Origin of the sequence: Endozoicomonas sp. (assembly GCF_051008435.1) — a bacterium.
Lineage (GTDB): Bacteria > Pseudomonadota > Gammaproteobacteria > Pseudomonadales > Endozoicomonadaceae > Endozoicomonas_A.
Map to the genome: position 1 here is coordinate 1 of NZ_JBPCXO010000161.1, position 25,168 is coordinate 25,168.

Sequence of the window (25,168 nt, forward strand, 5' to 3'; positions counted from 1 at the left end):
AACGAGTCGAATTATTCGATGGATTCGTGAGAATAGTTGACCTATTTAATCGAATTCATCGAATAATTGGGCCGTTCTTTCTGGAATTTAGGCCGAAATAGTCTTAAGTCCGACAGGCTCCTAGGGGCCTGTCGGGCTAAAGACCACCTCCGTCCAGAACAGCCATGAGCAAAAAATCATTGACCTCCAGGAGGATGAAATAATTCTCGCGATAAATAAAAATCCAAATGGAGCTTATTCATGTGCGACAGCCATAAACATGTAAGCATTAACTCACCTGTAATCCTTATTATTGCAGCGGTTCTCGGCTTGCTCAGTGGCTGGCTGGATATTGCCATGGTCAACCATATCTGCGAGGTCATCGCCGATATTTTTATTCGACTGTTAAAACTTGTCAGTCTGCCTATTATTTTCTTCTCTCTTGTGTCCACCCTGTCGGGCATGAGCGGCATGGCCGATGTTCGCTCTCTGGGTGGGCGGGTCATCAAGTACACGCTTCTGACGACCCTGTTATCAGCAACTTTGGCACTGGGGCTATATCTACTGCTAGACCCATCCCAGAACGCTTCAAGGCTTCTGGATAACAGCTCGCCGACTGTGACCACCGTCAGCTATTGGAGCCACCTTCTCAATATTATTCCTTCAAACCTGATTGAGCCCTTTCTCAATAACAACGTAATGGGTGTTCTGTTTCTGGCGCTGGTACTCAGTGGTTCCATCCTTTCATTAGGACAGGAGCACAAGAAAACCCTGAACCAACTCTTCGAAAGCCTGTTTGCTGCAGTTATGAAAATGACCGGCTTCTTTCTGAAGCTGATGCCCCTGGCAGTCTGGGCCTTTGTCAGCTTGTTCGTTAAAGATGTGCAAAATCATGATGTACTTCAGGGACTGGCCATTTATTTACTCTGCGTTTTACTGGCCAATCTGATTCAGGCTGGCGTCATCCTGCCTACATTGCTGAAGATTCGGGGAATAGCGCCGGTTAATACCCTCAAAGCCATGTGGCCAGCCCTGACTATTGCTTTCTTTGCCAAATCTTCCAGTGCCGCTCTGCCCTCTGCGGTCGATTGTGCCGAACGAAGACTGGGCCTTCAGCGTAAAGTGGCTCGTTTCAGCATGCCCTTGTGCATTACGGTCAATATGAATGCTTGCGCTGCCTATATCCTGATTACCGTACTCTTCGTTTCCCAGAGTAATGGCGTGCAATTTACTTCGCTGGAAATGTTTTCCTGGATTCTTGTGGCCACGATTGCAGCCATTGGTAATGCGGGTGTTCCCATGGGGTGCTACATGCTCTCCAGCGCCTTTCTGGCTGCCATGGGAGTGGATATGCAACTGATGGTGCTGATTCTGCCTTTCTATGCATTTATCGATATGCTGGAGAGTGCCATAAATGTCTGGTCAGATTCCTGTGTCACCGCCATGGTTAATCAGGAACTGGTTGCTGAAGGTGAGCAATCTTTGGAAGAAGTTTAATCGGCTAATTCTCTGCCCTCTTGGGCAGAGAATAAAAAGGTCAATATTGGTTAGCTGATGGACTTCACAACATTACCAATAGCCTTGCAGAGGGTATCCAGATCTTCATCAGAGATCACATAAGGCGGCATGACATAGACCAGCTTACCGAATGGTCTGACCCATACACCCTGCTCTGGAAAGCGGGGCTGAATTTCAGACATTACCACGGGTTCTTTCAACTCCACCACACCGATGGCTCCCAATACCCGGACATTATCAACGGTTTCCAGTTCAGCACAGGGAGATAATCCATCCCATAGTTTTTTCTCTATATTGGCCACCTGATTTTTCCACTCACCTGTGGATAAAATCTCCATGCTCGCCACACCTGCTGCACAGGCTAACGGATTTGCCATGAAGGTGGGACCATGCATGATCGGGCCAGTGGCACAAATCGTCTGACTGACTTTCTCAGTACACATCACTGCAGACAAAGTCATATAGCCACCCGTCAAGGCTTTACCCACGCACATGATGTCAGGAATGACATCAGCGTGTTCACAGGCAAACATTTTACCGGTACGACCAAAACCCGTGGCAATCTCATCATGAATCAACAGCACTTCATGCTCATCGCAGAGTTCTCTGACTTTTTTCAGAAAATCCGGTGAATAGAAGTGCATCCCACCTGCCCCCTGGACGATAGGCTCAATAATGACAGCCGCTACCTGATGGCTCAGTGATTCCAGCTCGCTTCGAAATACCTCAATGTGCTGGTCTTCAAATGGTTCATCAAAGTCACATCCAGGCCTGGGAACAAAATGATGGTCGGGAAGAATACCGGTAAATAAATGATGCATGCCATTGTCAGGATCACAGACAGACATTCCCCCTGTGGTATCACCGAAATACCCTCCCTTAAAGGTCAGCAGCTTGTTTTTTCCGGTTTCCCCTTTGCACTGCCAGTATTGCATGGCCATCTTGATGGCTACTTCTACGGCAACGGATCCGGAATCAGCAAAAAATACGGTCTTAATGGGTTCAGGGGTCAATTCAACCAGTCTGCGGGACAATTCAATAGCGGGCTTGTGAGTCAGTCCACCAAACATGACATGAGACATGGAGTCGACCTGATCCTTAATGGCCTGATTCATAACCGGATGGTTATAACCATGAACCATACACCACCAGGAAGACATACCATCAATCACTTCCCTGCCATCACTCAAGCGAAGTCTTACCCCTGAAGCACTTTCAACAGCAAATAATTCATACTGGCTGGGTGTTGTCCCATAAGGGTGCCAGATATGACGGGCATCAAACTCAAGATCAGACTGTGTAATGGTACGATCCAAAATCGGCTCCAACGTCTTCAGGTATACAGGAGGTTTTGAATAATATGCTAAATCCCCGGAACAATTCACCGATAGTTGCCTTATTACTGAAACATTTTCATACAAGCCATGGACAGGCTAACTTTTTATGACCAAACCAATGAGCAAAAATGGCTGGGATAGCCGCTTTTACAAGGGGGCCGAGGTGGCCAGTGATCTGGAAGCCGTTCTATCTTCCCTCATTGAGCATCACTACGATCTTCGCTCTAATCGTTTCGACTATGAGACCTGTAAAACATCCGGCGATTACAACAAGATCCAGCTACTGGCCCGATCTCTGGGTGACTTTGACCCTGGAGCATTAACCTCCCTGGCCGCACGCAAGGCTTTCTGGCTCAACCTATACAACATTCTGATCTTGCACGTCGTCATGTCGGGTGATCAGATACAATCCATCATGGAAAAACAGGATTTTTTCCAGGGCTTTCGTTATCAGCTCAAACCACACGCCTTTTCACTGGACGAAATTGAACATGGCATTCTCAGAGCCAATACACCGTCTTTCAGAAAACTGAGAAAGCCGCTACGACGTCGTCATCCAGCCTATCTCCATATCATGAACCCGCTGGACCCCAGAGTTCATATGGCCTTTCATTGTGCCAGCCTCAGCTCAGCACCACTCAGAGTATTCAACCCGGAATCCATAGAGAAAGAACTGGAGAGCGCATCTTCTGACTTTCTCAGCCGGCATGTCTCTCTCTTGGAAAATCAGCTGTCATTACCGAGATGTTTTTATTGGTATAAGAAGGATTTTGGACAAAAGTTCGGACTTTTAAACTTTATTGAAAAACATCATCCCGACCCTCAGATCAAGCAACAGATTGGCCATCAGGGCAACCGGATAAAAATCCATTTCACTGAATTTGACTGGACACTGAATAGCATGGAGAAATGAGTTACAATTGTCCGATTAACCCTTAATTTTTCAGCCGCAGTAGAACCCAATGACCGCATTGTTCGTCAATCAGCTTACCACTCTTGATTTCAGCTACCTTTCCCCGGAACGAGGTGTTGTAGGGGAAACCTGGCTGGTCGATGTCATTCTCCGGGGTGATTTGGACGAGCAGGGCATGGTGTTTGACTTCGGTCATGTCAAAAAGCAGATCAAGGCCTCTCTGGACATTCTTGCTGACCACCGTTTGCTTGTGCCTTCGGCTCACCCTGCAGTGACCGTTAAAGCAGAAAATGAAGAACGCATCTCTGTCCAGATGCAAACCAGTACGGGTGATCTCATCGAGTGCAAGGCCCCCGCCCCTGCCATTCTGCTGGTCAATGCCCAGGAAGTGACTCCGAAGGCCCTGACCCCATTTCTGGAAAAAACACTGCTCGACGAACTGCCTGATAACGTCAAGGGTGTTGAGCTCCATATCTATCCAGAACAGTTTTCCGATGCCTTCTACCATTACAGTCATGGCTTGAAGAAACACTTAGGTGACTGTCAAAGAATTGCTCATGGTCACCGCTCTCCGATCCATATTTATTTCAATGGACAGCGTGACCCTATGCAGGAAGCAGGCTGGGCACAAACCTGGAAAGATATCTACATTGCCACCCGTGAAGATCTGCTGGAGCAGGTGACCATAGGCAAACAAAACCACCTTCGATTTGGTTATACCTCTGATCAAGGCTACTTCGAGCTGACCATCGCAGAAAGTCGTTGCTACCTGATTGACACAGACAGCACCGTAGAACTTCTGGCAGAACATATTGCTTCTACACTGAAAGCCCGTAATCCGGACCAGTCAGTGCGGGTTGTAGCCTTTGAAGGGTTCAACAAGGGCGCTGTAGCAGAAAAATAAACCCCCTATATTTTCTCTCATAAATCTCTGCCTGGAGATTTATGCCATTTCTTATACTGGCTGGTTCCCGTTATTCAGGAAAAATCTGGGAGCCTGCCGGACATAAGGCCATTTCGAGCTGAAATTCGACAGACTCCCAGCATTCATTGAAACGTCCACTGCTTTTGGTTAGCAGGGCAACTAGAATAAATATCATACAGACTAATTTAGAAATGGATTTCTTATGGCAATCGAAGATATCAATAACCGCCCCGTCCCTCCGACTGCCCCCAAACAGGATCCGGAACTGGGCGTATCCAGCCAGCAGCAGGTTGAAGAAGAAGTTGAGCTCACCTTTGAAGACCTGAAAAGCAACATGGAAGAGATGCTGCAATTCAATTACGCCATCATTCATGAACTGCTGGGACAAATTGCAGCCATCAGCCCCTATCGGGCCGATATGGCTCAGGGGAAACAGCCCGAAGTTGCAGCAATAGAAGCTTCAGACGCAGCCAAATCAGTCCCCATTGCGCCGGTGGGCGAAGCCAGTGCATCAGCCTACCTGGCAGGTCTTCAGCATATTGAAGGCATGATGGGTAATCACGATATGAAACTTCAGGAAATGTTCGACAAACTGGCTCTGTCACGCTCAGGCAGAAAATCAGATCTGGAAAACCAGGGTCTCGAGTTTGAACGTTTGAAGTCCATCATCATCCAGGCTGAAGGTCGAATGAATCAAACCCTTAGCCAGATGCCTGAAACCCTGCCGGAACATACTGGCCGCATGCTTAAGGAAATGCTGCCTGAGTTTACTGAAAAGCTGCAGAAGTACGATGGCAGCTTTCGCGAAGCTCTCATGGAAGTACGTGAAGAGATTCTCAGGATCAGCTCACACCAGTGACAACATATGATTATCCCACTGACTGTGTCTGAACGGTGTCATGGACACTTCCTCTGCCCGTCCATGATGACATTTCAGGAGTTGAATATTTCCCAGGCCATTACTAACCGCCAGCAGTCCAGAGGCTGTTTTGGCAGCTCCGGCACAATCACGATTATGGATCAGGGTTTTCAGCTCTCCGGTCACCACATCAATTAACCCGATTCTATTCCCCCTTGGGCTGGTTACAGCCAAGGTATTGCTGTCAGGCAAAATGCAAACACTGGCAATGTAACCATGAAATGTCAGCCATTCGACTTCTGTCGCTTTTACCGGTTTTATTGGCGAACCTCGCTGATGAAGAGCCACCAGCGGTAGAACATCTGGATCGCCCTGATACTGCATGCCAATAGCAACGGTACCCTCTGGTGATACATCCAAATGCCGGATACTCAAGGCAGGATCAATGAAAACCTGCTTTTCCAACTCAGCGCCTGTATTGCGGTCAACATAGAGCAAAGCTGGTTTCAAATTATCTGGGTTTAATGTCGTACGCCCTGAATCAGGATGGGTTTGAATACCTCCCAAAGCCACAACCAGTGTTTCACCATCAGGCATCATGGCAATTTCATGGGGGCCTGAACCATTCAGAGCTAACTCCCCTGCTTTTTTATAGCCCTGCTCCGCATCATAAACACCGACAACACCTTGCAGCGTTTCAAGATTATTCTCCGTGGTATAAAGCCATCGACCATCCTGACTGAAAACACCATGACCATAAAAGTGTCTCGATGGATCACTGAGCACCGAACGCATAGCCCGTTCCGGTTGCTTCCAGTTCAGTTGATACAGCAAGCGACCCGGCCTTCTGTCAAACACCACCACTTCAGAACTGGATGGCCTGGCTGCTATATCGTGAGCTCTTGCAGCTATTGGCCAGCGCCCCAGCTCTTTTCCACTCCCGGTAAAAGTCTGAATGAAGTACTGACCATCAGGGTCTCTGGCTACACTGATCAATGCCGACGAAGATTGGGATGTCGTTGAACAACCGGACAGGGATAATCCGGTCAAAGCCAACCCTGTTTTGAGAAAAGCACGCCGATTTAACACTCAGTCACCGTCGTTGGTATTAAAACCAAGAGGGATATTCAAAGCAGATGAAGCTTTCTGAATATTCACACGTAAGTCTGACAAATTTTCATTCAGTGCCAGCAGGGGCTCCCTGCCATGTAATTCCATCAAACCGAAAATGGATACGGGCAGCAGCTCCATTTCATTTTCAAGGCGGATCAAATCTTCTTCCAACCCCTGCCAGACCTGCCGGTCCTGTTCAGACAGAGCGCTTTTCAGAACAAAAGAGGTCATTTTCTGACCTGCAGTTAAGGAATGTTTGATGTTGCTGAGCGACTGTCCACTACGCCAGGATTCAGCCAGATAATGATTCACCTTCTGCTTCCCTAATGGCAGTTTGACTTCCCGAATCAATCGAGAGGACAGTACATCAAGGCTGTTCAAAACCAGCGTCGGAACCGTCACCTGCTTTTCAGGCTCTACGCTGTTGTATTCGTTATTAAGCGTGCCATGCAATTGCCACTTTCTTGTCATCTCATCAGTATTCAAAACCAATGTATTACTGACCGCCTTAAGAAAACGACAACGGTTATCTTCTCCAAGCAGGATACGCTGCCCGTTGCTCGGATCAAACAGTAAATATTCCAGTGCAGAAAGCCCCTGAACGATGACACTTTCTTCGGTCAAATTTTCTCCAACGGGCTTTTTCAATAACGCTTCTATTTTTCGTCCCGTCAGGTTTTTCTTGTCAGGCCAGAATTGAAAGCGCCAGCTTTCCATGTTCTCTTCCAGATAAATCTGGGAGACAGCCTCAACACTCTGCCAGGCCAGCATGGCATCACTCCAGCTTTTACGAAGAGCCTGAAAGTTTTCTTCGACAGGACTGGTACAAAAACTGGCAGATTGCTGATTCAGTTCAGCCGCTCGCTGATGCATCCCGGAAAGATCAGCAATGATCACATCATTCAGATAGGCTTCTTTGCTTGCAGCCTCGTTATATTCATCCTGACTGCAACCCACCAGCAATAGGGACAAACTGATCGTCCAGATCGGAAGTCTTGGGAAATTCATCATAATGAGCCTATAAACTTCAGTAGTGCTGACCTCTGCTTTTTGTCCATGGCCACAAAACGATCTCTGGCAGCCTGAGCTTCACCACCATGCCAGAGAATGGCTTCTTTAAGGGTTCTGGCCCGGCCGTCGTGCAGAAAAGTCGCTTCTATACTCACTTCATGAGTCTTGCCTATTCCCCAGAGTGGAGGGGTACGCCATTCAACACCACTGGCTAGAAATTCGGGCCGATGATCGGCAAGTTCTTCACCCATGTCGTGTAATAGCAAATCGGTGTAAGGCCAGATCAACTGATCAGACTGCTCTGGCTGATCTTTAAGACGTGGCGTTTTATAACTGGGGATATGACAGGCAGCACAACCTATGTTGTTAAACAGTTTCTTGCCTTTCAGCACGACTTTGTTCTTTGCCTCTTGTCTGACAGGCACCGCCAGGTTGCGAGTATAAAACGTGACTTTTTTGAGAATCTTGTCTGAAATCTCTGGTTGTTCACTGGTCAACAGATCTCGGCAGGATGTCTGGGATTCACTGCAATTCTCTTCCATAAAAAGAGTGGAAGTGATCCCCATGTCACTATTAAACGCAGCCGCATTTTGTTGTTTGAGGTTCGGTTGCCCTGCTTTCCAGCCAAAGCGCCCCATGACCGTTCGGTTTTGTTCCAAATCCCAGACCCGGTTGGCACGTCCGGAAATACCATCATCGTCTCGATCATCAGGGTCTTCATAGGTTAACAGGCTGGAGTCCGTTAATGCCTCCAGCAGCCCTAACCCGATCATGGGAGAAGCCACCCTTGGCGACATCAGGAGATTATCGGGCAGTGGTCCATAACCGGGGTTGGTAATGCTGAAATGGGGTTTCCTCAATTCTACTTTTTCGCCACCCTTCAGGATCACCTTAGAATACTCATAACGAACCTGAACTCTTCCTTCTGGAACACTACCAGGCAGGGCGAAATCCTGAATCTGCGAGCCATAAACAGGATGAGGCACTGAACCCTGCGTGAGTAATACCTGGGAGTCAGTATCTGCGGTGGCCGGCAAACTGACCCTCATCAAAAGAGAGACTTTGTTGAGATCATTATTGTTGGGCGCATGACCGCGACCGTCCTTGATATGGCAATTCTGGCAGCTATTGGTATTGAACAGTGGACCCAGCCCATCCCGAGCGGTAGTTGAGGAAGGAGAGGCTACCCAGGGATTACGGAAAAAACTGTTTCCGACATTAAAATCCAGCCTGCGTGTGACTTTCATATTGCCTGCCGGCATTGAGAAAGCATTACGACCTGCGATGGTGACCGAGGTGTCCCCCCCCGGTCTTTCTTCACCGGGTTCAAAAACGGATTGCTCCTCCTGAAAGCAACCCGCCAACAGCAATAAAACCAGTGTTAGAAAACCTGTCCTTGTTTTCATTCTCAGAACTCGTGATCAGCATTATCCGGATTCAGCTGGGTAATCCCCATGGCTCCAGCGACTTCTTCTATTGTTGTAGTCTGTGCAACCAGAGCATTAATAGCCTTTTGAACCAATTCATGCCCTTCACGGTTATCTGCTGCGATCAACTGATCGAATGCAACATTGTCATCTTCAGCAGAGTCTACAATCGCCTGAAGCGCTGATCGGGTGGTATTCAGCTCTTGCGTTGCCTTGTCGGAAAGCGTTTTGTCTTCCTCTTTCAACCACGTCAGAATACTGGGGCCTTCTATCTTGGTACCATCCACTCTCTGATAGCTACCCAGAAAAACATTACGAACACCCTGTGCGTTATAGAAGTGAGAATAGTGAGTGTTATCACTGAAGCAGTCATGCTCATCTTCGGTTGAATTGGCTTCCAGTGCGACCTTCATTCTTTCACCGGCCAACTCTCCAAGGCTTAGGCTACCCATGCCAAAGAGCATCTTTCTCAATCCCTGATCCACACTCCCCTGCAGCAGCTCTGCACGGTAGTTATCAACAACACCCGGTTTCCATTGCTCTACCATGTATTCCAGATCGTTAATCAACAGATCAGTGACCTTTAGAAGGTACTCACCTCTTCTGTCACAATGACCATTGGTACAGTCTAAACCTTTGGCATAATCACTGGCCGGACGCTCTCCAGCACCAGGCCCATTGCCATTCAGATCTTGGCCCCATAACAGAAACTCAACCGCGTGATAACCTGTGGCAACATTAGCTTCACTGCCACCCAGTTCATTCAGGCTGGCCAATAGCTCAGGTGTGATTACACTCAGACTTAATGTATTTTCACCCACCCTCAGCTGGTTATTAGCAACAATATTTGCCTCAGCACCTGCATTACCCATTTCATGGCCATACTGACCGGCATCGACGTAATCGATCATTCCCTCATCCAGAGGCCAGGCATTCATCTGCCCTTCCCAGTCATCAACGACAGGATTTCCGAAACGAAATACTTCTGATTGCATGTAAGGAACACGAGCGGCCTTCCAAGCTAGACGGGCATTTTCCAACGTGGCTTCGTCAGGATTGATGACCAGCTGACTCACCGCAACACGCAGTGCTCTTGCTGTGATCAATGCGTCTTCAAACGTGGCAAAAGCGACCTCTGCATACTGTTTGATGACAGGCTCTGCTGCCTGCTGAGAAATAGTAAGAGAAGAGAGAGATTCGTTGGGATCTGTTTTGTTACTGTCACTGCACCCTGCCAGCAGGAGTCCGGAGATCGCAAGCGCAGCCATTGTTTGCTTGGAAAGCATGAAAGTCTTCCTTGTAGCCTTATCTTTCGCTATGGGCATTTATGTTCTTATTCTTGGATTCACTGGCAGCGAATTATATTGAGAATAATTCTCATTACAACAAAAAGAATAAGATCTTGTAATCACTAACCTTCTGTATCGGTAATCAGCAACAGAATACAAGGCCCTTCTTCATCAACAGGCTGCCGCATTCGGACGCCTGGGCTAAGGCAACATAGAAAGAAAGACTCTCAAAGCTTTAGAAAGATCAAAATCTTCTCCGGTATCCGGATGACAGTTATCAATGCCCTCGAGAATCATACCGGTGTGTCCCTTGATCAAGGCCGCTGCATTGATCGTGATATACCAGAGCGTTTCATCCGATTCAGGCGTACTGATTTTGAGCTGTATCAATGCCTGTAATTCTTTAATACAGCTTTCAGCAGACTCATAAAGCTCGGGACATAACTCTTTATTGGCCAGTGCCGGTCCAAACATCAGCTTGTATAAGGCAGTATTCCTTTTCGCGAAATCGACATAGGCCAACCCGACTTCCACCAAGGCTGCATCAAGATCCGGACTGGCTTCTGCGCGGGCAATTAAATACTGGCGAAGCTCCGAAAAACCATTGGTCGCCAGTGCCACCAACAGCGCATTTTTGTCAGGAAAATGTCGATAAGGTGCAGTTTGGGAAACCCCCACAGCCCTCGCCAGAGCCCTGAGACTGAGTTTATCAATTCCGTCTTTTTCCAGCTGTCTGCGAGCTTCTGCCAGCAACGACTCTCTTAAGTTTCCGTGGTGATATGAGGCCATAAATCAACTCGTCACTATAAAAATGCCATGATCTGGATATCGCTGTTCATTCTATTTTTATCGTTTGATGTTACCAACGTCAACATTGTTGACAGTGAACACATTAGTCGCCTAGCATTACTTAAAACAATAAACATGGCAACCAACGGAATGCTTCTAATGCCTCTTAATAGTCGACTCTCCGCCTGCCTGGCTTCCATTGTGCTGGCAGGGCTCAGCTCAATCGCTACGGCCCAAGACAAGCCTCCTGCCATGGTTGAAATTACGCCAGTTGAATATCAAGCCTACGCACAACCTATTCGTACCAGTGGCATTCTTTCTTATAAATCCCAACAATCTTTGTCATTTAAAACGGCTGGCCCAATCCAGTACCTTGGGGTTGACGAGGGTGACAGAATCGAGTCAGGACAGCTACTGGCCAGGCTGACACCTGAAGAAATAAAAGCCCAGGTGGATGAAGCTCAGGCCAGAGTAGAAATGGCCAGAAATAATATGAATCGTTTCAGCCAACTTCATAAGAGTAATGTCCTCTCCCTGGAACAACTGCAATCGGCTGAAACCGATCTGGCAGTGGCTGAAAGTCAATTAAGAATCAGCCGTTTCAATCTCAAATATTCGAGTATTGAAGCCCCATCCAAAGGTCTTGTTCTGAGAACCTTTGTTGAAGAGAACGAATTGGTGAATGCCTACCAACCCGTGCTTATGGTGGCAGACACAGACCAGGGCTGGGTGATACAGACCGGTGTCACAGATGAAGATATTGTCCGACTGCAAAAAGGCGACAAGGCCAGAGTAACATTTGATGCCTGGCCCACAGAGGTATTTGAAGGAACCGTCAGCCAGCTGGCAACTTTGGCTGATGAAAAAACAGGTACGTTTGAGATAGAGATCACTTTACCTGAAAAGAACAATCGTCTGCGTTCAGGTTTCATCGGTCAGGTGACCCTGATCCCTTCTGAAAAAAAACAGGTGGCACTGTTTTCTGTTAACGCCATTGTCAGAATGGCTCAGCAACAAGCTGAAGTGTTTATTTATGACCCTGTAACCCGTCGTGTAAAGCTCAGACGTATCACAGTGGACTTCCTTGAGCCCGGCCAAGCTGCCAGCAGCGATGGTTTGCAGGCTGGCGACCCGCTGGTTACTTTGGGAGCTGGTTTACTCAGGGATGGTGAGCGTGTCACTCCGGTTTCTGATCCCGCTCTTCTCACCGTTGGAGAGTAAGTGTCATGAAGTTGCCAGCCATAGCCATTGAAAATCGTCGTTTCACACTCGTCCTTCTGCTGTTGTTGATTATGCTCGGCGTCGTGTCTGTTCAAAACATGCCACGCTCCGAAGACCCCCAGTTTGAATTCCCTGCCACCATGATTCGTGTCGTTTATCCAGGCACTAATCCTATGGATATGGAAAAACTCATTGTTGATCCGATAGAAGAAGCCATCAATGAGCTGGATGACATTAAAGTCCTGAAATCCAACATTGAAGACGGTCTTGCTGTGATCAATGTCGAATTTCTTTATGGATCCGATCCTCAGGAAAAATACGACGATGTGGTTTCTTCCGTCTCGAGAATACGGGGCGACCTGCCGGAAGACATTGCTGTTCTGGATATGGATAGAATTTCCCCGGTCGATGTCAACATTATCCAGATAGCTCTGATGTCTGACACTCAGGGCTATAGAGTCCTGAAACCTCTGGCTGAAAAGCTGGAAAAAAAGCTGGAGCGAATTCCCGGTGTAAAACGAGCCAATGTTGAAGCCTTTGCCGAGCAGCAGCTACAAGTCAAAGCGGATCTCGAAAAGATGAGGGAGCTGGGCATTGGGATTGAAGACCTGATTCAGTCTGTTCAGGTATCCGGTGCCAACCTGCCGGGTGGGCATGTCCTTTCTGGTAATCGACGATTTACCGTACAAACCAGTGGTGACTTCAGTTCGATAGAGGAATTAAAGAGAACCGCTGTTCACTCAAGTCCTGGTAAAGTCATCTACGTGCAAGATGTTGCCGATGTGGAACTTGCCGATGCTCTCCCCAGCTATCAGGCCCGTTATGAAGGTGTGAGGTCTGTCTTTATTACGGTGATTCAAAGAGAAGGCAGTAACATTTTCCAGGTCATGGACAACATCAAGTCCGAAATCAGCGAGCTGGAAGCCAGACTGCCAGATGGCGTTACCGTCGATATTACCCACGACCAGGCAGAGTCCGTTGAGGACCGAATCAGCCAATTCTTCGACAGTCTGGTTCAGGGGCTTATTCTGGTTGGACTTCTGACACTGATCTTTCTGGGCTTCCGGCCCGCTCTGGTGATTATATTAGCCATTCCACTGTCGTTTTATATCGGCATTGGCTGGCTGGATATCGCCGGCTACGGTATTCAGCAGATGTCCATCGCCGGTTTGGTCATTGCTCTGGGTCTGCTGGTAGACAATGCCATTGTTGTGACCGAAAACGTCGACCGATTTCTGCGTAAAGGATTACCTCCGGCAGAAGCTGCCGCCAAGGGAGCCAGCCAGGTGGGCTGGGCGGTGATCAGCGGGACCATGACCACAATTTTGGCCTTTGTGCCTATCCTGATGCTGCAGACAGGTGCGGGTGTTTTCCTTCGCTCCATGCCAGTCACTGTTATCCTGACCCTGCTGGCCTCCCTGCTTATAGCCTTAACCCTCTCCCCCTTGCTGGCCAGTTATCTTCTGAAGAAGAAAAAACAAGAACCGCCTTTCATGCAAAAGCAGGTCTTTCAATTTGCCCATGGCAGTTATAAAAGACTACTGACCACTTCTCTGAATTACCCTTATCTGGTGCTATTGATTGCAGTCCTGATTCTTGTTGGTTCTGTTGGGCTGGCAGGAAAACTGGGCGTCAGTATGTTCCCGAAAGCGGAAAAGCCTATGATCATGGTCAATATTGAGCTGCCTGAGGGTGCCAGTTTTGATCAAACCCAGGCTGTTGCTGAACAGGCAGAAGCAACTGTTCGCCAACATGAACTGGTTCGTTCAGTAGCGACCAATATTGGCAAAGGCAACCCCCGCATCTATTACAATATTTTCCCCAGCCGTCAGGTGCCCAATTATGCCCAGCTGGTTGTACGACTGAACACAGGCAAGCTTTCAATCGTTGAACCCTTTGTAGTTCAGCTGCGAGAAGAGTTCTCCAGGGTTCCAGGAGCCCGGATTACCATCAAGGAATTGTTGCAGGGGCCTCCTTATGAAGCGCCTATTGCTATCCGGGTGGTGGGGGATGATCTGGATAAAGTCTTGCTGGCATCCAGAGATGTGGAACGATTCATAGCGGATACGCCGGGAACCATTAACGTTGATAACCCTCTTGATAAACCTAAGGTTGATCTGAAAGTCACGATCAACCGTGAAAAAGCAGCGATGTACGCAGTGCCCATCAATGCCATTGATCAGGCGGTAAGAGCCAGCCTGGTCGGCCTGACAGTCAGTGAGTTTCGGGATGAAAATGGAGAAGACTACCCCATTGTTGTCAAATACCAGGGGGACAGTCGACCCAGGATAGAAGACTTTGACGCTATGATGGTGAAATCTGCTTCCGGTGCGCTGATTCCTCTCAAACAGTTAATCAAATTGGAATTACACAGTGCTCTGCCCCGATTCCAGCACCATATGACAGAGCGGATGGTAAGAATTACTGCCGATATTGAAGGCAGTTACCAGGCGGAAGCCCTGACTAACGTGATTGTGGACAAGCTGGATCAGTATGATTGGCCAGCAGGTGTGTTCTACCAGGTAGGGGGTGAGCAGGAACAGCGCAAAGAGTCCTTTGACGGCATGACCAAAGTGCTGCTCATAGCGTTGCTGGGCATTTTTGCGGTGCTGGTACTGCAGTTTAATTCCTTCACTCAGCCCATGGTGATTTTTGCTGCCATTCCTTTCGCAGTGACTGGCATGATACTGGCACTCTGGGTAGCCGGCTTCACTTTCTCATTCACAGCCTTCATTGGCCTGACTTCTCTGGTAGGCATCGTCGTCAATAACTCCATTATTCTCGTTGATTACGCCAACCAGCTGCGAAAAGAAGGTCATGACATCAGGGAAGCGGTTGTGATGTCGGCACAGACTCGCATGCTCCCGATCCTGCTCACAACCATGACCACCATTGGCGGCTTGCTCCCCTTGACTCTCTCAGGCTCTTCCATGTGGTCTCCCATGGGTTCCACCATTATTGGCGGGCTACTGGTCTCCACACTGCTGACCCTGATTGTGGTGCCAGTGTTGTATCAACTTTTAAGCAATAAAAAGTCATCATAAACTCAGTGCTTACCCTCCTCATCTGGGGAGGGTAAAAGCACAATAGAACAACATTCCCACAAAGTGGCTGCTCGTCTCTTTACACCCTGCCTTCTGAGCAAATAAAACCACAAGCATACGTAAACATAACCCTACGGAGCCTGTTTAGGCTCATGGTACAATTATACTTATTACCCTGCTGATAGGTCTGAGACATGACGACGTTTTATCTGAAGGCAAAGGAAATCTTCACTGAAGAAGGCATTCTTCAGGACAGTTTTCTGAAAATTACGGACGGCCGGATTGCGGCAATTGACTGTGAGCCCGAAGAAGACTCGGACATCATGGATTTGGGCGATAGCCGTATTGTCCCGGGATTCATCGATCTACACATCCACGGCAGTGGTGGCTTTGATGTTATGGATGCCAGCCACGAAGCCATCAATACGATTTCCAAAACCATCGCCGCCAAAGGCGTAGTAGGCTTCCTGGCTACCACCGTCACCGACACCTGGGAAAGAAACCTGGCCGCTTTAAGCAACGTTAAGCAGTGTATTGAACAAGGTGTTGACGGTGCTGAAGTTCTGGGAGCCTTCAGCGAAGCCATTTTCTTTTCTGAACGTTTCAAGGGAGCCCACGAAGGCAGCTACTTCCTCAAGCCCACCCGCGAAAGACTGGACGAAATGCTGGAAGCTTCTGGTGGCACCTTACGCTCACTGGCTCTGGCACCAGAGGTTGAAGGGGGCATTGACGCGGTGGAATACCTGACCAGCCAAAATGTCCGTGTCATGATTGGTCACACCGGTGCTACTTACGACGTCTGCAAGAAAGCTTTTGAAGCTGGAGCCGTTGGCGGTGTTCATATCTTTAATCAGATGATGGGCCTCCACCACCGTCAGCCAGGCACCGTCGGTGCCGTATTGCACCACCGTGATATCTATGCAGAACTGATTGCCGACGGCGTTCATGTCGACCCTGTGGTGATGGATCTGGTCTATCGTCTCAAAGGGGCAGATAAAACGGCCCTGATTACCGATTGCATGTGTGCAGGGGGCCTGAGCGATGGCGAATACCAACTGGGACTGCTCACCGTTCATGTGAAAGAGGGTGTGGCCAGAACAGAGTCAGGCGCACTGGCAGGAAGCACTCTGACACTGAATCGCGCCGTAGCCAATATGATTGAAAAAGTGAATGTCGATCCGCTGAGTGCTGTTCATATGGCCTCCCTGACGCCTGCTACCCTACTCGGTCTGAATGAAGAACTGGGCAGTATCAAAGTCGGTAAGCGTGCCTCGATAACCGTTATGAACAAGAACCACGAAGTCCTGATGACCTTTGTCGACGGTAAACAGGTTTTTAGCCTGTATTAATACGCTCTCTGCCCAGACATTTATTACAACCCATGCAACAAAAGCTGTCCGATTGGCCATTGCAGACTAGGAGCCTGTCGGACTTAAGGCAGTTCATAAAACTGCCTGATGACCTCGCACACTGCTAATCCTTCTTTGAATAGTCGCTGAGCAGCAATCGTTTATGATTGCCGCTCTTCTCTGGGTGTCAGGCCAAAATGGTTTTTATACGCCGTGCTGAAGTGAGAAGCATTGGAGAAACCGCAGGCAATCCCCACTTCTACCACAGGCATATCACTTTCTCTGAGCAGTTTTCTGGCATGCTCCAGTCTGAGTTTCAGATAGTGCTTGGAAGGGACTGTATCCAGATGTTTGCGAAACAATCGTTCTAATTGTCTGCGGGATATGCCCACCAAAGAAGCCAGTTCATCTGCACCCAGAGGCTCTTCAATATTGGCAGCCATCAACTGGGTGGCCTCTTCTATCTGGGGCTGGGGTTTTCTTGCTGGTGTCGCCACAAAGGAAGAGGGAGCAGGCTCTCCCAGACGGTCCCTGACCAGTAACTCAGACACGCTGGAAGCCAGATCAATACCCTGCTCTCTGGCTACCAGTGAGAGCATCATATCCAGAGCTGCAGTCCCTGCCCCACAGGTCATTCTGTTTCTGTCCAGCTCAAAGGCTCTCTGGCTTAATTCAATCTTGGGAAACTGTACCTGAAGAGCATCAGAAGCGCCTTCCAGCCTGGCCCGATAGCCATCTAAAAGACCGGTATGAGCGAGCAGATTCGCACCTTGGCCAATCCCACCCAGTACTGGCGTATTTGAAAGCGAAGTAAGAGGAATGTCGACCTTGGTATCCGATGCGGCCAGAATCACCACATCCATAGGCTCCAGAGCTGAGTGAGAAGGATTCAAAGACAACCCAACATTACTGACAACCGATGATTCTGCAATGACAGCACTTTCATACACAGTCTGCCCGGTCACCAGATTCACGGCCCTGAGCACTTCAAGGGCTGAAGATAATCCCAGCAGAGAAAAATCGGGATACAAAAGAAAGCCTACCTTGCAAGGTTTACTCACCCATGATTCCTCTCAGCGTTTCAATAATCGGGGTTGAATCAACAGCCATAAGCGAATGAAAAATGTTCCAATCTTCGGAACAGACAAAATAATTATTATTCATGGTGGAGAGAACAGCTCAAAAGCCCTTGGCAGTGCCCTTGAAGACATCATCCGAGCGCTGAAAAAAACATAATAGCAGCTCTAGAAAGGATCTTCTAACACACTCAAAAAACTAAAAAACAAGCTCTGTTTATGTAATAAATAGTGCTCGAACAAAAACTAACAATCAGGAAATAGTATGCTCTTGTGAAATGAGTCGTTTACCTGATCACTAAGAAAAGTTTCCAGACTGCCATATTTAAAAACAGCTTACAGAAGCACTGTAAACTTCAAACTATGAGTCCATAGCAATAGTATTTCTAAACCAATCACCTCTTTTGGATCTCTGCACCTCATGGATATAAGTACTTTTAAAAAACTGTACTAATCCTGTCATATTAAACCTGAAAACCGAGAGGGATCGATGTCCTCAGTTTCTGTTGAACAATTCAATGTACAAAGGCTTTGCAAGACCCTGATGCTTAAATGATCTCTGCCGACAACCTGACTGAAAGGAATATCGGTGATCGACAGTGAAGGCAGATAAAGCAGGAGCTATCCAGCTATCTCCTAAAGGGCATAAATTACTCCCACAGAAACAGCCGGGCCAATGGCTGGAGTACAAGCTGACTCGTATTGATGCCGAGAAGAAGATCCCGGCCACGCCCAGCTGGATTCAGCACAAAAGCAAAAACCTTTCTGAAAGACTGGCCAGCTATCAGGGCGGTCTGAAAAAACTGCTCAAACCTCTGATCAATTTCTGTATACAGCACCAAATCCAAAAAGTGCAGGCATACGCTGATCGACTTTGTGATCTGGATGACGCCAAAACATTGAGAGCCCATATTTCAGAACTTGATCACCAACTGCATACTCTGGGCAATATTACTGTCACTACTGGAGAATATGGCTTCAAAAATCTGTCCTGACTGAGAGATGAAGCGATAAGAACTTACCTGGAAGTACGACTGGAAGAAGTCCCTATAAAAGCAGACAGTGTGACCGAACTCATAGACCTCCATCAGTCCATTATCTACCACGAGCATGAAGAAAGCGCTGTAGGTTGCGATCAGCTCATGGGGTTTCTTTGTTTAAGAGCGGCTGAGCACACGAGTGACCCTGAGAATAAAAAGGCCTTGCTGTACCAATCAAGACAACTGTTTGCTGAAACTCGACCGGGTATTGAATATGAAAACATGGCGACGTTCAGGAGCAACTGGCACACAGAACTTCACCTGCACGGGTACGCAGATCAACTTCCCAGAATGTAAATACTGAAAAGGGGTGAGTGAAGTTCATCTTTCCAGGGCACCCCATCTTCAGCTGTACCCAGAGGTTGATGCCACTTGAGAACGTTCAAATCTGATCCAGAGAAAACTGAACGATAGTCCTCATCGGTCCAGAAGAAATCTTCAAATATCACCCCGGAACCACCCACACAGCATTTAACACGACAGCCACTGGCCAGCTCTCTGTTTTCCGGGAAATCATTATCCACCACCAACCAGTTTCCCTGAAACTTGTGTTCTGAACTGACAATTACTACAGCGATACCTCCCGGTTTCAGCACCCGGCGAACTTCACGGGTGACCGCCTCCATCTCAGCCAGAGAAGCGATTTCAACCAGAACGTAAGACAGCATCACCAGATCATAAGATCCGTCAGGTCGTGGAACAGAGGCAGAATCAATCCGGGTGAATGCCGTGTTTTTATGATCGTTCACAGCCACACTGAGCATATTGGCCGAAATATCCATGCCCTCAACATCAAACCCTGCCTGTTTTAACAGGGGAATCAGTAATCCCGCACCACAGCCATAGTCCAGAGCTTTGGTCCCCGTTTTGACGTATGTTTTCAAAAGCCCGGGAAGATCTCGTTGAGTCATAATCCCCAGATGATTTTTTTCTGCTGCGTAACCTTTGGCTTTGTCAGTCGTGTACTCCATAACCTGATACCACTGTAACTGGAACATAGAAATGAAAAATAGCAGAACAGCGCCAAAAAAATTTCCATAAGCTAAAGGTTCTCAGAGAAAACTAATGGTCGCCTGGTGTAAACTCTTTGCTCCGGCTTTGATCCATAATGAAGAGACGAACAGCTATAAGCAATGACGAAGGTTCATGGCTATAGCGATGAATAATTTCATGATAAATCAGCCATGAATGAAAGCAGCATTTTTCACCCTCCACCGTGTTGAAAGATGCTCACTATAAGAAAACCATGTGCCCCGAGGACAAGAGATGAGCGAATACTCCGTTAACAGAGCGACCTTCGACGAAGTCATGGTGCCTAACTATGCACCACAGGCGATGATTCCCGTTCGCGGAAAAGGTTCACGAATCTGGGATCAGGAAGGCCATGAATACATTGATTTTGCCGGTGGCATTGCCGTTAATGCCCTTGGCCATTGCCACCCTCAACTGGTCAAGGCTCTCAAGGAACAGAGTGAAAAACTCTGGCACCTGAGCAATGTTTACACCAATGAGCCTGCTCTGGCTCTGGCACACCGTCTGACCGAGATTTCCTTTGCAGAGAAAGTATTCTTCTGCAACTCAGGAACCGAAGCCAACGAAGCCGCATTCAAACTGGTCAGAAAGTATGCCTTTGACCATACCGGACCTGAAAAACACGAAATCATTTCCTTCAAAAGCTCATTCCACGGTCGTAGCCTGTTTGCTGTAACGGTGGGCGGACAGCCAAAATATTGTGAAGGTTATGCGCCTGTTCCAGCTGGCGTAACTCACCTGCCCTATAACGACCTGGAAGCGCTGAAAGCCGCTATTTCAGATAAAACCTGCGCCGTTGTTCTGGAACCCATTCAGGGTGAAGGTGGTGTTATTCCGGCTGAGACTGAATTCCTGAAAGGTGTAAGAGCGCTTTGCGATGAGCACAACGCCCTGCTGGTTTATGATGAAGTTCAAACCGGTGTAGGCCGTACTGGCGAGTTTTATGCTTACATGGCTACCGGCGTCACTCCGGATATTCTGACCACGGCTAAATCCCTGGGCGGCGGTTTCCCCATTGGCGCTATGCTGACTACCGACAAAGTGGCCAAGAGTTTCGGTTTTGGCAGCCATGGCAGTACCTACGGTGGTAATCCACTGGCCTGTGCTGTCGCTCTGGAAGCGATCAACCTCATCCATAACGACCAGGTTCTGGCTAACGTCAGCAGCAAACATGAACTGTTCCGGAGTGAGCTGGAACGCATTAACAAAACCTATGGCATCTTCAAAGAAGTCCGTGGCAGAGGTTTATTGATTGGTGCTGAACTGACCGAAGACTGGCACGGCAAGGCCAAGGATTTCCTGGCAGCCGCAGCAAAAGAAGGCCTGATGATGCTGGTCGCTGGCCCTAATGTACTGAGAATGGCTCCATCCCTGATCATCCCTGATGAAGACATCCGTGAAGGTATGGCGGCTCTGGAAAGAGCTGTTGCCAAAGTAGTCAATCAATAATTGACTTCTGCACCGGTCTTAGGAACCTGACTGAGAATAGACAGCCCGGCCTAAAGCCCAGAAAGAGCGGTCATCTTTTCCACTCAATTCGATTAAATAGGTCAACTATTCGCACGAATTGAGTGAAAAAGCTAACTCGCTCTACTGAACTTTATGCTCGGGCGCAATTCTCGGTCAGGCTCCTAGCGGTGCAGTCCCCTCCCCCCGACCTGTCCGTATCAGAATACTTCCTGTCGCAAAATCAAGAGTGATTGCGACCGGCAGTTCATATACTTAAACCATCAGAATCACGCTAATACCCAAATGGGATGCCTGTTTATTGTGCATTTCAATAAAAACCATCTTTAAGAAAAAAAGGGTGTTTCATGTCCGATCTTCTTGCCCCGCTCCAAGCCCAGCTAAAGAGTCTGGATAACCTTCAGGCAGAAATGCTGCAGCACACCATTGAACTGGCTGAAATTAACTCCGGCAGCCTGAATGCCGAGGGCGTCAACCGGGTTATGGAACGCCTCAGACAAATGACAGCTTCACTGGGTGGTGAGCAGGAAGTCATTGATCTGAAACCTTATGAGGTTATTAATGATCAGGGAGAGGTTACCCATCACGAGCTGGGTAAAGCACTGAGAATACGCAAACGTCCGAAGGCTCCGCTTCAGGTCTTTTTATGCGGTCATATGGATACCGTTTTTCCTAAAGACAGCCCTTTTCAAAAGGTCGTCCACCTAGATGAAGATACGATCAATGGCCCCGGAGTCACAGACCTGAAAGGCGGCATCATTGTCATGCTGAATGCACTTAAGACTCTGGAAGCAAGCCCCTGGGCAGAACAGATCGGCTGGGAAATCCTGTTTAACCCCGATGAAGAAATTGGCTCCCCTGGCTCTGCCACTCTGATAAAAGACGCCGCAAGCCGTGTACATCTGGGCATGATCTATGAACCGAGCTTTCCGGATGGCAGTCTGGCCGGCCAGCGCAAAGGCAGCGGAAACTTTACCGCCGTCTGCTACGGCAAAGCGGCTCACGCTGGCAGAGAACATCATCTGGGACGTAATGCCATTCGAGCTCTTTGCGACTTTGTATCCGCCATGGACAAGCTGAATGGCAAGCGGGAAGGCGTTACTTTTAACCCGGGTTATATTCACGGTGGTGGTCCAACCAATATTGTTCCGGACAAATGCATCAGCCGATTTAATATCCGTCTTGAAAGACCGGAAGACGAAACCTGGTGCCTTCAGGAGCTGCAGATGATCGTCAATGAAATCAGCAGCCGGAATGGTATTCGCCTGGAACTCCACGGCGGCTTTGGCAGAAAACCCAAAGTCCTTTCGCCCGCCAATCAGCAGCTGCTGGATCTGGCCAGACAATGCGGCCAAGCTCTCGGACTGGCTATTGATGTGAAGCCCACAGGCGGCTGCTGTGACGGCAACAATCTGGCTTCAGCAGGCATCCCCAATATAGATACTCTTGGAGTACAAGGTGGCCATATTCACAGTGAGCAGGAGTATATGAAAATCAGCAGTCTGGTCCCCAGAGCCAAATTGAGTGCTGCACTCCTGCTGACACTGGCCAGAGATGAAGCATTGGGTAACGGCAATGTCTGGCTGAAAAGCAAAGAGGCTCCGTGATGAAAGTCGTCAGACCGATTGAATATCATGATCTCAGCGCTCTGGAGGCATTAGCTAATAATGCCAGGGGCTCAATGACGACATTGCCTGCCAATCGAGATCATCTGGCCGAACTGATTTACAAAACCCGGGATTCTCTCAGTACCGAAGTTGAAAGTGCCGGAGAAGAAAGCTACCACTTTGTGCTGGAAGATCTGAACAAAGGAGAGATTCTTGGTATTTCAGGCATTATCGCTGCTGTAGGGCTGTCTACTCCTTTCTACAATTTTCGCGTAGATGAAGAAGTGCATGCATCAGAGACCCTGCAAACCATCAACCGAATGACTGCTTTGAAGTTGTGTCAGGACTACACCGGTTACACCAGCCTGTGCACTCTTTTTATTTCTCAAAAAGACGACAGCTGGTCTAACCTTCAGTTGCTGAGCCGAGCCAGACTCCTGTTTATAGCGGAACACCGCGATCGTTTTGCCGACCGGATACTGGCGGAAATCCAGGGTATTGTTGACGAAAATAACCGCTCAGCATTCTGGGATAGTCTTGGCACTCACTTTTTTCCTATGGAAATGTCCAGGGCCAACTACTTAACCGGTCTTCAGGAAAAAAACTTCATTGCCGACCTGATGCCCCGCTACCCAATATACACACGTTTGCTTCCCAAACAGGCAAGAGCAGTCATTGGCGAACCCAGACCCGACCGGGAGCCTGTGTTTAATATTCTTGAGCGAGAAGGCTTCAGCTACCAGGGATACGTCGATATTTTTGATGCAGGTCCGACTCTGGAAACAGGAACCGATCACCTGACAACACTGCGTTCCAGCCAGATTTACACACCCGAAGCTGCCATAGCCTCTGCCGGAGATAAAAAAGCTATCGCAGTGAACAGCTATTATCTTGTAGTCAACACATCTGCCAGATCTTTTCGATGCATCAGCACTGCTTTCAACCCTGAAGCACCTGCTCTTACGCAGAAGGAAATGGACCTGTTGCAACTGGATGGCGGACATTCCGTCCGGGTTGCTGCCAGCTATTAAACCGCCATAAGCTCTGAGAGAACCTTCAGCGCTTAGAGAGGCATCAGCGCTTAGAGAGCCATCAGCACAGAACATTATTTCATCACTACCCCTGATGAAAAATGACTAAGGTAGAGGAATCAGGCAATGACAGAAGCCAAAACAAACAATATCAAACATCTTCTGGAAGCCATGTGGCAGAACTATCTGGAACTGACCCCCGACGCCAGGAAAATCCATGACCTCTTCGCTGGTCAGAATAACGGGCGAGTCATCAATGATCACATTGCTCTGCGCACCTTTAACCTGGACAAGGTTAATCTGGAAAAAGTGGCTCGCCCTTTTCTGAATGCCGGCTATGTTGCCGGTGGTGACTATGAGTTCCCCGGCAGAAAACTGGTTGCCAAACATTTTCAGCATCCAGACGACACCCTGCCTAAAGTATTTATCAGTGAACTGCTGGTCGAAGAACTTTCTGAGAATGCTCAGCGAACGATCCACAATCTGGTCGATCAGGTCAGTGAAGATTCTGTTCTACAAGATAACTTCTGCTTTTCAGGTCGTCCCTGGGAGGTCAGCCTGAAGAGTTATGAGGAACTGTTGCAGGAAAGTGAATACGCTGCGTGGGTGGCTGCGCTGGGGTATCGTCCTAACCACTTCACCGTATCCATCAATCATCTGCAGTCTCACGACGATATTCATGTCCTGAACCAAATGCTACAGGACACAGGTTTCATACTGAATGAAAGTGGCGGTCTGGTAAAAGGTTCTCCCGAGGTACTTCTGGAGCAGTCATCCACCATGGCCGGTAAAGTCAACGTCAACTTCTCGGATGGTGAGAGGGAAATCCCCAGCTGCTTTTATGAGTTTGCCAAGCGCTACGCTTTACCCGATGGCCATCTCTACCAGGGATTCGTGGCAGCTTCTGCCGACAAAATTTTTGAAAGTACAGATACCCAGTGAACTCATGGCATCGGACTGATCAGCAGAAAACGGTCAGCCCTAAAGCAATTCGCCATGATATTCACTTTAACCAGGAGCCTGTCGGACTTATGCTTTCGAGCATAAATTTCAGTAGAACGAGTCGAATTATTCGATGGATTCGTGAGAATAGTTGACCTATTTAATCGAATTCATCGAATAATTGGGCCGTTCTTTCTGG

The 25,168-nt window shown here is 48.3% G+C and carries 21 protein-coding genes; 13 read left to right on the forward strand and 8 right to left on the reverse strand.

Features of this window, described 5'->3' with window-relative positions:
• The first annotated feature begins 240 nt into the window (after positions 1 to 240).
• A complete protein-coding gene (locus tag ACR2PX_RS07895; protein ID WP_433998809.1) occupies positions 241 to 1,476 on the forward strand; it encodes a dicarboxylate/amino acid:cation symporter in 1,236 nt (411 codons plus the stop codon).
• A gap of 50 nt (positions 1,477 to 1,526) precedes the next feature.
• On the opposite strand, the gene bioA is transcribed toward ACR2PX_RS07895, so the two are convergent.
• On the reverse strand, positions 1,527 to 2,813 hold the full coding sequence (gene bioA, locus ACR2PX_RS07900) for an adenosylmethionine--8-amino-7-oxononanoate transaminase (protein ID WP_433998810.1): 1,287 nt from the start codon (positions 2,811 to 2,813) through the stop codon (positions 1,527 to 1,529).
• 127 nt (positions 2,814 to 2,940) lie between these two features.
• Here bioA and ACR2PX_RS07905 point away from each other — a divergent pair, with 127 nt between their 5' ends.
• The 3 genes from ACR2PX_RS07905 to ACR2PX_RS07915 all read left to right on the forward strand — a co-directional run bounded on the left by ACR2PX_RS07905 (position 2,941) and on the right by ACR2PX_RS07915 (position 5,531).
• Positions 2,941 to 3,747, forward strand: a complete 807-nt coding sequence (locus ACR2PX_RS07905; protein WP_433998811.1) for a DUF547 domain-containing protein — start codon at positions 2,941 to 2,943, stop codon at positions 3,745 to 3,747.
• A 49-nt stretch (positions 3,748 to 3,796) separates the two neighbouring features.
• Positions 3,797 to 4,651, forward strand: coding sequence for a 6-carboxytetrahydropterin synthase (locus ACR2PX_RS07910; RefSeq protein WP_433998812.1), 855 nt, complete (start codon positions 3,797 to 3,799; stop codon positions 4,649 to 4,651).
• A 223-nt stretch (positions 4,652 to 4,874) separates the two neighbouring features.
• On the forward strand, positions 4,875 to 5,531 hold the full coding sequence (locus ACR2PX_RS07915) for a hypothetical protein (RefSeq protein ID WP_433998813.1): 657 nt from the start codon (positions 4,875 to 4,877) through the stop codon (positions 5,529 to 5,531).
• On the opposite strand, the gene ACR2PX_RS07920 is transcribed toward ACR2PX_RS07915, so the two are convergent.
• From ACR2PX_RS07920 to ACR2PX_RS07940, 5 genes are all read right to left on the reverse strand, one after another.
• Positions 5,520 to 6,620, reverse strand: coding sequence for a DUF1513 domain-containing protein (locus tag ACR2PX_RS07920; protein ID WP_433998814.1), 1,101 nt, complete (start codon positions 6,618 to 6,620; stop codon positions 5,520 to 5,522). The genes ACR2PX_RS07915 and ACR2PX_RS07920 overlap by 12 nt on opposite strands.
• Positions 6,621 to 7,616 (reverse strand): imelysin family protein, encoded by a 996-nt coding sequence (locus ACR2PX_RS07925; protein ID WP_433998815.1) that lies wholly within the window; start codon positions 7,614 to 7,616, stop codon positions 6,621 to 6,623. It abuts the gene before it with no gap.
• A 35-nt stretch (positions 7,617 to 7,651) separates the two neighbouring features.
• Positions 7,652 to 9,061 (reverse strand): di-heme oxidoredictase family protein, encoded by a 1,410-nt coding sequence (locus tag ACR2PX_RS07930; protein WP_433998816.1) that lies wholly within the window; start codon positions 9,059 to 9,061, stop codon positions 7,652 to 7,654.
• 2 nt (positions 9,062 to 9,063) lie between these two features.
• Positions 9,064 to 10,368, reverse strand: a complete 1,305-nt coding sequence (locus ACR2PX_RS07935; protein WP_433998817.1) for an imelysin family protein — start codon at positions 10,366 to 10,368, stop codon at positions 9,064 to 9,066.
• Positions 10,369 to 10,572: 204 nt separating this feature from the next.
• Entirely contained in the window at positions 10,573 to 11,160 is a 588-nt protein-coding gene (locus ACR2PX_RS07940) for a TetR/AcrR family transcriptional regulator (RefSeq protein ID WP_433998818.1), read from the reverse strand.
• Between the two features lie 159 nt (positions 11,161 to 11,319).
• On the opposite strand from ACR2PX_RS07940, the gene ACR2PX_RS07945 reads away from it, so the two are divergent.
• From ACR2PX_RS07945 to nagA, 3 genes are all read left to right on the forward strand, one after another.
• The gene (locus ACR2PX_RS07945; RefSeq protein WP_433998819.1) at positions 11,320 to 12,381 is read left to right on the forward strand and encodes an efflux RND transporter periplasmic adaptor subunit; all 1,062 of its coding nucleotides are present in this window, start codon (positions 11,320 to 11,322) and stop codon (positions 12,379 to 12,381) included.
• A 5-nt stretch (positions 12,382 to 12,386) separates the two neighbouring features.
• The gene (locus tag ACR2PX_RS07950) at positions 12,387 to 15,425 is read left to right on the forward strand and encodes an efflux RND transporter permease subunit (RefSeq protein ID WP_433998820.1); all 3,039 of its coding nucleotides are present in this window, start codon (positions 12,387 to 12,389) and stop codon (positions 15,423 to 15,425) included.
• Between the two features lie 194 nt (positions 15,426 to 15,619).
• Positions 15,620 to 16,774, forward strand: a complete 1,155-nt coding sequence (gene nagA, locus ACR2PX_RS07955) for an N-acetylglucosamine-6-phosphate deacetylase (protein ID WP_433998821.1) — start codon at positions 15,620 to 15,622, stop codon at positions 16,772 to 16,774.
• Positions 16,775 to 16,935: 161 nt separating this feature from the next.
• On the opposite strand, the gene ACR2PX_RS07960 is transcribed toward nagA, so the two are convergent.
• A complete protein-coding gene (locus ACR2PX_RS07960) occupies positions 16,936 to 17,835 on the reverse strand; it encodes a GlxA family transcriptional regulator (RefSeq protein ID WP_433998822.1) in 900 nt (299 codons plus the stop codon).
• A 614-nt stretch (positions 17,836 to 18,449) separates the two neighbouring features.
• On the opposite strand from ACR2PX_RS07960, the gene ACR2PX_RS07965 reads away from it, so the two are divergent.
• Positions 18,450 to 18,845: a hypothetical protein gene (locus tag ACR2PX_RS07965; RefSeq protein ID WP_433998823.1), complete on the forward strand. Its 396-nt coding sequence runs from the start codon at positions 18,450 to 18,452 to the stop codon at positions 18,843 to 18,845.
• Between the two features lie 69 nt (positions 18,846 to 18,914).
• Positions 18,915 to 19,187 carry a hypothetical protein gene (locus ACR2PX_RS07970; protein ID WP_433998824.1) on the forward strand — a complete coding sequence of 91 codons (273 nt, stop codon included), beginning with the start codon at positions 18,915 to 18,917 and terminating at the stop codon, positions 19,185 to 19,187.
• Here the strand turns inward: ACR2PX_RS07970 and ACR2PX_RS07975 are convergent.
• Positions 19,169 to 19,861 carry a class I SAM-dependent methyltransferase gene (locus ACR2PX_RS07975; protein WP_433998825.1) on the reverse strand — a complete coding sequence of 231 codons (693 nt, stop codon included), beginning with the start codon at positions 19,859 to 19,861 and terminating at the stop codon, positions 19,169 to 19,171. The genes ACR2PX_RS07970 and ACR2PX_RS07975 overlap by 19 nt on opposite strands.
• A 295-nt stretch (positions 19,862 to 20,156) precedes the next feature.
• Between ACR2PX_RS07975 and ACR2PX_RS07980 the strand changes: the two genes are divergently transcribed.
• From ACR2PX_RS07980 to ACR2PX_RS07995, 4 genes are all read left to right on the forward strand, one after another.
• Positions 20,157 to 21,371, forward strand: a complete 1,215-nt coding sequence (locus tag ACR2PX_RS07980; protein ID WP_433998826.1) for an aspartate aminotransferase family protein — start codon at positions 20,157 to 20,159, stop codon at positions 21,369 to 21,371.
• Between the two features lie 365 nt (positions 21,372 to 21,736).
• The gene (locus ACR2PX_RS07985; RefSeq protein ID WP_433998827.1) at positions 21,737 to 22,996 is read left to right on the forward strand and encodes a hydrolase; all 1,260 of its coding nucleotides are present in this window, start codon (positions 21,737 to 21,739) and stop codon (positions 22,994 to 22,996) included.
• The gene (locus tag ACR2PX_RS07990) at positions 22,996 to 24,027 is read left to right on the forward strand and encodes an arginine N-succinyltransferase (protein ID WP_433998828.1); all 1,032 of its coding nucleotides are present in this window, start codon (positions 22,996 to 22,998) and stop codon (positions 24,025 to 24,027) included. Before ACR2PX_RS07985 ends, ACR2PX_RS07990 begins: the two co-directional genes overlap by 1 nt.
• A 126-nt stretch (positions 24,028 to 24,153) precedes the next feature.
• On the forward strand, positions 24,154 to 24,969 hold the full coding sequence (locus ACR2PX_RS07995) for a DUF1338 domain-containing protein (protein ID WP_433998829.1): 816 nt from the start codon (positions 24,154 to 24,156) through the stop codon (positions 24,967 to 24,969).
• The last annotated feature ends 199 nt before the right edge of the window (positions 24,970 to 25,168 follow it).